We start from the raw sequence: 7,716 nt of genomic DNA on the forward strand, positions 1-7,716 counted from the left end.
GGGGGGGGGGGGGGGGGGGGGGGGGTGGGGGGGGTGGGGGGGGGGGGGGGGGGGGCGGGCGGGGCCGCCCCCGCCAGTCACCCTCCGGTCTTACCGGAAGGGCTGCGAGTACTGCAGGCCGCCCTGGGTCCACTGGGCGTTCGGCCCGCGCTGGATGCCAAGCGGCTTCAGGTGGCGCTCAAAGACCTCGCCATAGTTGCCGACGGCCTTGATGACGCGCACGCCCCAGGCATTGTCCACGCCCAGCATGGCGCCGAGGCCGCCCGTCTTGCCCAGCATACGCTGAATCTCGGGCCGCTGGTCATCATTCGCCGCCTTTTCGACATTGGCGGAGGTGATGCCGAACTCCTCGGCGGCGAGCAGCAGGTAGTGGGTCCAGCGCACCAGGTCGGCCCAGCGCTGGTCACCATGGCGCACGGCCGGGCCAAGCGGCTCCTTGCTGATCACTTCCGGCAGGATGATGTGGTCCGCCGGGCTGGGCTGGGCCGAGCGGGTGGCGGCCAGGCCCGAGACGTCGGTGGTATAGGCGTCGCAGCGGCCGGCGAGGTAGGCGGAGACCAGCTCTTCCTGCCGCTCGATCACCACCGGGGTGAACTTGATGTTGCTGGCGCGCGCCCAGTCGGAGAGGTTCTGCTCGGTCGTGGTGCCGGGCTGGACGCAGACGGTGGCGCCGTCCAGTTCCTTGGCCGACTTCACGCCCAGGCTGGCCTTCACCATGAAGCCCTGGCCGTCATAGAAGTTGATCGCCGGGAAATCGAGGCCGAGCGAGGTATCGCGCGAGAGCGTCGCCGTCGTGTTGCGCGGCAGCACGTCGATCTCGCCCGACTGCAGCGCCGTGAAGCGGTTCTGCGCCGTGGTCGGGACGTAGCGCACCTTGCCCGCGTCGTTGAACAGCGCCACGGCCAGGGCGCGGCAATACTCGACATCAAAGCCGGTCCAGCGGCCCTGGCTGTCGGGCTGGGCGAAACCGGCCAGGCCGGTGTTCACGCCGCAGCTCAGCGTGCCGCGGGCCTTGATGGCATCCATCGTCGCCGCCGCGTTCTGCGCCGGCGCGGGCTGCTGGGCCATGGCGGGGGCCGAAGTCAGGGCACCGACCAGGGCGGCCGCGCCAAGTGCGCGGAGGGTGGCAAGCCGCATGGGCTTCATTAACTCTCTCCCAAATCTTTATTCAGGCCACCGGCTGGTTACCAGCGGCTCCTCCCGCGATCCGTGCGTGGCAACGGACCGGGGCGGGGCACGATGCGCGGACGCACCGGTCCCGCCCAGCATGCCCGTTAGCGTTGCGGGAGGAAGGGCGCAATCTTAACAAGCCATCACCCTGCTTTCGGGGAAAATGGCGGTATCGCCTTGCAATCCACGTGCCAGGATTTGCAACCCGCCCCGGCTTCCCTTGGCGCCCCGCCTGCCTAGGATGGCGGCATCGCTTGCCGGAGATGCCCCCTGACCATGCGCCTGATGGATCGCGACGAGACCGCCGCCCGCCTGCCCTGGCCCGCCCTGCGCGCCGCCTTGCAGGCCATGTTCCGCGACGGCTGCGACGCCCCGCTGCGCCACCGCCACCCCCTGCCGCAGAAGGAGGCAGCGGAAGGCTCCCTGCTGCTGATGCCCGCCTGGCAGGCACACCGCTACACCGGCGTGAAAATTGTGCATGTGAACCCGGCCAACGCCAAGGCTCCCGGGCTACAGGCCGTCCACTCGGTCTACCTGCTTTCGCATGGCGAATCCGGCCAGCCCCTCGCCATCCTCGATGGCGGCACGCTGACCGACCGCCGCACCGCCGCCGCCAGCGTCCTCGCCGCCGGTTATCTCGCCCGGCCGGAGAGCCGCCGCCTGCTGCTGCTGGGCAGCGGCAAGGTCGCCCATGCCCTGGCCGAGGCCTATGCCGAGCGCTTCCCGCTGGACGACATCCGCATCTGGTCCCGCCGGGGGGAGAGCGCGGCGAAGCTCGCCGCCACCCTGGCCGCCGCCGGCCTGCCCGCCCGCGCCGTGGCCGAGCCGGACCCCGCCGGGGCGGATATCATTTCCGCCGCCACCCTCTCCACCACCCCGCTGCTGCGCGGTGCCGATCTGGCGCCGGGGACGCATGTGGATCTGGTGGGCGCCTTCCGCCCCGAGATGCGGGAGAGCGATTCGGCCCTGGTGGCGCGGGCCAGCGTTTTCGTCGACACCCGCGCCGGCGGGCTGGCGGAGGCGGGGGATATCGTCCAGGCCATCGCGGAAGGCGCCATCACCGCCGGGCATCTCCAGGGTGATCTTTTCGACCTTTGCCGGGGCGCGCATCCGGGGCGCCGCACGGCGGAGGAGATCACCCTGTTCAAATCGGTCGGCTGGGCCGGGGAGGATCTGGCGGCGGCGATCCTGGCTTATCAGAGTAATTAATTTTTAGAATCTTCTTTTTCTAAAGAAAAAGAAGCAAAAAGATTTTTTCAGGCTGCCGCCGTCTCCCGGCATAGCGGGACGCCAAACTGATAAAAGTTTTTTGGTTCTTTTTTTTCAAAAAAAGAACTTTTTAAAACCCCAATACACTTTCCAGCGCCACCTCCGGGCTGGTGAGCGGCCTCACCCCGCGCACCCGCCCGGCGGCCCCGGCCATGGAGGCCTGGGCCAGCGCCACGCGGCCGGGCGCGGCCTCGGCGGCGCGGGCCACGCGGTCCAGGTAGCCCTCCCGGTCGCCGGCGCGGAAGGCGTCCCAGGCGCCGGGCACCAGGATCACCGTGACCTCGGCCCCCGTCGCGGCGGCGGCGGCGGTGAAGAGGGCGCGCGTCGGCGCCAGGGTGGTTGCCACGGCGCAGAGCACGCTCACCTGGCCGCCTTCCGCCACGGCCCGCCGCGCCAGGGCGGCATCGGCGCGCAGGGCGCCCGTGCCCTCCGCCGCCGGCCCGAGGGTGGAGCAGGTTAGCAGCACGGCCTCCCCCTCCGCCGCCATCTGGCGCAGCAGGGTGGCGGTGCGCGCGGCGATCTCCGGCGTCAGCCCGCCCGCCGCCTCGGCCTCCGCCAGCAGGGCGGGGTGGACGGCATGGCGCAGCCGGGCGCCGCGGCCGCGCGCGGCGCCGATCTCCGCCAGGGCGGCCTCGAAGACGGCGATGTTGCTCTCCGCCGTGTGCAGGCAGGCGATGTGCATGGGGAGGCTCCCGCCACAATAAAAAAGGGGAAGACCTCGCGGCCTTCCCCTTTTTCAGATGAGCTTCGCTGCGATCAGCGGCGCAGGCCGAGGCGGCCGATCAGGGACTCGTAGCGGCCCTGGTTCTTGCGCTTCACGTAGTCGAGCAGGCCACGGCGCTGGCCGACCAGGACCAGCAGGCCACGGCGGCTGTGGAAGTCCTTCGGGTGGGCCTTCAGGTGCTCGGTCAGCGAGGCGATGCGGTCGGAGAGCAGGGCGACCTGCACTTCCGGGCTGCCAGTGTCACCGGGCTTCGTGGCGTATTCGGCGATGAGCTTCGCGCGGCGCTCAATATCGATCGACATCGGCTGTGCCTTTCAGTCTGTCTCCCCATCCGGCAGGGCCTGGACGGGAAGGAGGGTGTTGTCGCCCGGGCTGAGCCAGCGTTCCGGCCGCACGCGGCCGGACTCCAGTCGGACCAGTCCCTTCAGGCGCTCCCCCGCCATTGCCCGCACAAGCCCACCATCGGGGCTGGCGTCGCCGGGTATCCGCCCCGCGAAATCGACCACAGAAAGGGTCTGTCCGTGGGAGAGGCGTGCGGCCTCCGCTTCCGTGACGGCCAGAGCCGGGATGTCGGCCAGCGCGGTCGTCACAGGCAACAGAAGGTCCGGGGAAGGAGGCGGCGTATCCTCCATTCCCACCAGCTTGTCCAGCGGAATCGCGTTCTCTTCCAGGAAGGGGCCAACGCGCATGCGCCGCAGCACGGTGATGTGGCCGACGGCGCCCACCGCCCGCGCGATGTCGCGCGCGAGGGAGCGCATATAGACGCCCTTGCCCGACTGCACGGTGAAGACGGCGGTGTCCGCATCCGGGCGGGACTCGAGCTCGAAATGGTCCACCCGCGCCGGGCGCGGTGCCATTTCGGGGATCTGCCCGTCCCGCGCCAGATCATAGGCGCGGGCGCCATTGATCTTGATGGCGGAGAAGATGGGCGGCACCTGCATGATGTCGCCCTGGAAGGCGGGCAGGGCGGCGCGGATCTGCTCGTCCGTCGGGCGGACGTCGCTGGTCTCGATCACCTGGCCCTCGGCGTCGTCGGTGTCGCGCGCCTCGCCGAACTTCAGGGTGAAGCGGTAGGTCTTGGTGCCGTCCATGACGTAGGGCACCATCTTGGTGGCGGCGCCGAAGGCGATGGGCAGCACCCCGGTGGCCAGCGGGTCGAGCGTGCCGCCATGCCCCACCTTCTGCGCGTTGAAGGCGCGCTTCAGCTTGTTCACCACATCGGTGGAGCCGATGCCGGAGGGCTTGTCGACGATCAGCCAGCCATCCAGCGGACGGCCCTTCGGCTTGCGGTGCGGGCGTGCCATGAAAATCCTGCGTTACTCGGTCTGGGCGAGAGGGCTCCGCCCTCTCGCGCTCTCCCGCCAGAAACCTGAGGTTTCTGGACTTCCCATCTGCTGGCGGGGTCCGGGGGGATACTATCCCCCCGGCCGGGGGTCCAGGGGGGCGGAGCCCCCCTGATGCATCACTTGGTCCAGGGGGGCGGAGCCCCGCTGTCAGGCGGAGGGCGTCAGCCCGCCGGGATCGGGCGGGGCCGGCCGGTCGAGTCGAGCGCGACGAAGGTGAAGACGGCCTCGGTCACGCGGTTGGTGTAATCATTGTCGCGCTCGCGCCGCCAGGCCTGCACGCGGATGCGCATGGAGGTGCGCCCGGTGGAGAGGATATCGGCATAGAGGCTGACCTCATCCCCCACGCGGACAGGGGAATGGAAGGTGATGGCCTCCACCGCCACGGTGGCGCAGCGGCCGCGGGCGTGGCGGGTGGCGGCATTGCCGGCGGCGAGGTCCATCTGCGCCATCAGCCAGCCGCCGAAGATATCGCCCGCCGGGTTGGTATCCGCCGGCATGGCGATGGTGCGGATCATCGGCGCCTGGTCAGGCGGCGCCGTGTCAGGGGTGGTCACGAATCCTCGTCCTCCTGCGGCGCGCCGTCGCTTGCCGGGCGGGGGGCAAGGTCCTGCTGGACCTCCGGCCGGCGCATCACCGCATCGATCTTCATCGCATAATCCAGCGCCGTGTCAGGCTGGAAATGGAGTTCGGGGGCGAATTTCAGGCGCACGGCGCGGGCCACCTGGGTGCGCAGGAAGGGCTGCACGCGGCGCAGGCCCTGCAACTCCTCCTTCGCCACCGGCTTGCCGAGGGCGGAGACGAAGCAGGTCATGTGCTTCAGGTCCGGGGAGGCGCGCACCTCGGTGACGGTGATGTGCCGCCCGGCGAGGTCCGGGTCATGGAACTCGCCGCGCAGGAAGACGGCCGAAAGGGCATGGCGCACCTCCTCCGCGACGCGGAGCATGCGCTGGCTGGGGGCGCCGGCGTTGGCGGTTTTCTTGGCCATGGGGGGATTCTCTTTACAGCAGCGCCGCGCCGGCCTCGGGGGCCGCGCGGCGCGCGCCGGCCACGGGGCGGGCCAGCCCTGAACAACAGACACAGTGATGGCCCGGGGGAGGGGTCCCCCCGGGCCGGTTCAGCCTCAGACCGCCGCGACGGTCTCGGTCTCGTAGCACTCGATCTGGTCGCCGATGCGGATGTCGTCGTAATGGGCGAAGGACATGCCGCACTCGTAACCGTTGGTGACTTCCTTCACGTCGTCCTTGAAGCGACGCAGGGTGGAGAGCTCGCCCTGGTGGATGACGATGCCATCGCGCAGCAGGCGGACGCCGCAGCCGCGCTTGACCACGCCTTCCGTGACGCGGCAGCCGGCGATCTTGCCAACGCGCTTGACCTCGAAGACCTCGAGGATCTGCGCGTAGCCCAGGAACTTCTCGCGCTGGACCGGGGCGAGCTTGCCGCGGACCATCGCCTCCACGTCATCCGCCACCTGGTAGATGATGGAGTAGTAGCGGATATCCACGCCATCGCGCTGCGCCATCTCGCGCGCCTGCGCCGTGGCGCGGACGTTGAAGGCGACGACGACGGCGTTGGACGCCTTGGCGAGCTGGATGTCGCTCTCGGTGATCTGGCCCACCGCGCTGTGCAGCACGCGGACCTTGACCTCCTCGCGGGAGAGCTTGTTCAGCGTGACGCCGAGGGCCTCGGCGGAGCCCTGGACGTCGGCCTTGACGACGACGGCCACTTCCTTCTGCGCGCCGGCGGCGACGCGGGCCATCATGTCGGCCAGCGTGCCACGGGCGGCGCCGGCGGCGGCGGCCTGCTTCTCGCGGGCGACGCGCTGGCGGTACTCGGAGATCTCGCGGGCGCGGCTTTCATTCTCCACGGCCACGAAGGTCTCGCCGGCGGTCGGCACGCCGGAGAGGCCGAGGATCTCGACCGGCAGGCTCGGCCCGGCTTCCTTGAGCTGGCGGCCCTTGTCGTCGAGCATGGCGCGCACGCGGCCCCACTCGGCGCCGGCGACGACCATGTCGCCCTGCTTCAGCGTGCCCTTCTGGACGAGGATGGTGGCCACCGGGCCCCGGCCCTTGTCCAGCTTGGACTCGATGACGGCGCCTTCCGCCACGCGGGTGGGGTTGGCGCGCAGGTCCAGCACCTCGGCCTGGAGCAGGATGCCTTCCAGCAGCTTGTCGAGGTTGGTGCCCTTCAGCGCGGAGACCTGGATCTCCATGGTGTCGCCGCCCAGGCTTTCCACCACGATCTCGTGCTGGAGCAGTTCCTGCCGCACGCGGTCGAGGTTGACGCCCGGCTTGTCGATCTTGTTGACCGCCACGATCATCGGGACGCCGGCCGCCTTGGCGTGGTTGATGGCTTCCACCGTCTGCGGCATCACGCCGTCATCGGCGGCGACCACCAGCACGACCATGTCGGTCACGCTCGCGCCGCGGGCGCGCATGGCGGTGAAGGCCTCATGGCCCGGCGTATCGAGGAAGGTGACCTTCTGCCCGTCGGCCAGGCTCACCTGATAGGCACCGATATGCTGGGTGATGCCACCGGCCTCGCGCGCGGCCACGTCGGTCTTGCGCAGGGCGTCGAGCAGGCTGGTCTTGCCGTGGTCGACATGGCCCATGATGGTGACGACCGGCGGGCGCGGCAGCAGGTCCTCCTCGGTGTCGAGCATGCCTTCCAGGCCAAGCTCCACATCCGCCTCGGAGACGCGCTTCACGCGGTGGCCGAACTCGTTGACCACCAGCTCCGCCGTATCGGCATCGATGGTCTGGGTCAGCGTGGCCATCACGCCCATGCGGAACAGGGCCTTCACCACCTCGCCGCCACGGGCGGCCATGCGGTTGGCGAGTTCCTGCACGGTGATGACTTCCGGCACCACGACGTCGCGCACGACCTTCACGCCGTCATTGCGCAGGCGCTGCAGCTCCTGCTGGCGCCGCTCGCGCTCGCGGGCGCGGCGGACGGAGGCCATGGAGCGGCTGCGCTCGTCCTCGCCTTCCAGCGCGGCGGCGACGTCGATCTTGCCGTCGCGGCGGCGGTCGAGGCCGACGGCCGGCTTCTTCGCCGGGGGGGCGGCGGCCTTCTTCGGGGCGGCGGCGGCGCCGGGGCGCCGGGCGGGGCCACGGCGGTCCTCTTCCTCACCCTCGCGGCCACGCAGGCTGAGCCGCGCGCCGGGGGCGGCGCCGGGGGCGCCACCGGGGGCCGCGGAGGGGGCGGCGC

8 protein-coding genes are annotated in these 7,716 nt (G+C 70.5%); 1 reads left to right on the forward strand and 7 read right to left on the reverse strand.

Going from position 1 to position 7,716, the window contains the following annotated elements:
- Positions 1-90: 90 nt before the first annotated feature.
- Entirely contained in the window at positions 91-1,146 is a 1,056-nt protein-coding gene (locus tag NON00_RS22535) for an amino acid ABC transporter substrate-binding protein (RefSeq protein ID WP_256025020.1), read from the reverse strand.
- Between the two features lie 300 nt (positions 1,147-1,446).
- Between NON00_RS22535 and NON00_RS22540 the strand changes: the two genes are divergently transcribed.
- A complete protein-coding gene (locus tag NON00_RS22540; RefSeq protein ID WP_256025022.1) occupies positions 1,447-2,379 on the forward strand; it encodes an ornithine cyclodeaminase family protein in 933 nt (310 codons plus the stop codon).
- A 130-nt stretch (positions 2,380-2,509) separates the two neighbouring features.
- Here NON00_RS22540 and NON00_RS22545 read toward each other — a convergent pair whose 3' ends face one another.
- The 6 genes from NON00_RS22545 to infB form a co-directional block, all read right to left on the reverse strand.
- Positions 2,510-3,121, reverse strand: a complete 612-nt coding sequence (locus NON00_RS22545; RefSeq protein WP_256025023.1) for a hypothetical protein — start codon at positions 3,119-3,121, stop codon at positions 2,510-2,512.
- A gap of 74 nt (positions 3,122-3,195) precedes the next feature.
- Complete coding sequence (rpsO, locus tag NON00_RS22550; RefSeq protein ID WP_256025024.1) at positions 3,196-3,465, reverse strand: 30S ribosomal protein S15; 270 nt, start codon at positions 3,463-3,465, stop codon at positions 3,196-3,198.
- 12 nt (positions 3,466-3,477) lie between these two features.
- A complete protein-coding gene (gene truB / locus NON00_RS22555) occupies positions 3,478-4,467 on the reverse strand; it encodes a tRNA pseudouridine(55) synthase TruB (RefSeq protein ID WP_256025025.1) in 990 nt (329 codons plus the stop codon).
- 203 nt (positions 4,468-4,670) lie between these two features.
- Complete coding sequence (locus NON00_RS22560; protein ID WP_256025029.1) at positions 4,671-5,024, reverse strand: acyl-CoA thioesterase; 354 nt, start codon at positions 5,022-5,024, stop codon at positions 4,671-4,673.
- A 35-nt stretch (positions 5,025-5,059) separates the two neighbouring features.
- A complete protein-coding gene (gene rbfA, locus NON00_RS22565; protein WP_256025026.1) occupies positions 5,060-5,494 on the reverse strand; it encodes a 30S ribosome-binding factor RbfA in 435 nt (144 codons plus the stop codon).
- A gap of 135 nt (positions 5,495-5,629) precedes the next feature.
- Positions 5,630-7,716: translation initiation factor IF-2 (infB, locus tag NON00_RS22570; RefSeq protein WP_256025027.1), on the reverse strand; the 2,087-nt coding region annotated here is incomplete at its 5' end.

Source organism: Roseomonas sp. GC11, from assembly GCF_024437745.1.
Taxonomy (GTDB): domain Bacteria; phylum Pseudomonadota; class Alphaproteobacteria; order Acetobacterales; family Acetobacteraceae; genus Pseudoroseomonas.

Coding starts and splice junctions, on each gene's coding strand:
- NON00_RS22535 (WP_256025020.1), bottom strand. CDS start 1,146: ATGAAGCCCATGCGGCTTGCCACCCTCCGCGCACTTGGCGCGGCCGCC.
- NON00_RS22540 (WP_256025022.1), top strand. CDS start 1,447: ATGCGCCTGATGGATCGCGACGAGACCGCCGCCCGCCTGCCCTGGCCC.
- NON00_RS22545 (WP_256025023.1), bottom strand. CDS start 3,121: ATGCACATCGCCTGCCTGCACACGGCGGAGAGCAACATCGCCGTCTTC.
- rpsO (WP_256025024.1), bottom strand. CDS start 3,465: ATGTCGATCGATATTGAGCGCCGCGCGAAGCTCATCGCCGAATACGCC.
- truB (WP_256025025.1), bottom strand. CDS start 4,467: ATGGCACGCCCGCACCGCAAGCCGAAGGGCCGTCCGCTGGATGGCTGG.
- NON00_RS22560 (WP_256025029.1), bottom strand. CDS start 5,024: ATGATCCGCACCATCGCCATGCCGGCGGATACCAACCCGGCGGGCGAT.
- rbfA (WP_256025026.1), bottom strand. CDS start 5,494: ATGGCCAAGAAAACCGCCAACGCCGGCGCCCCCAGCCAGCGCATGCTC.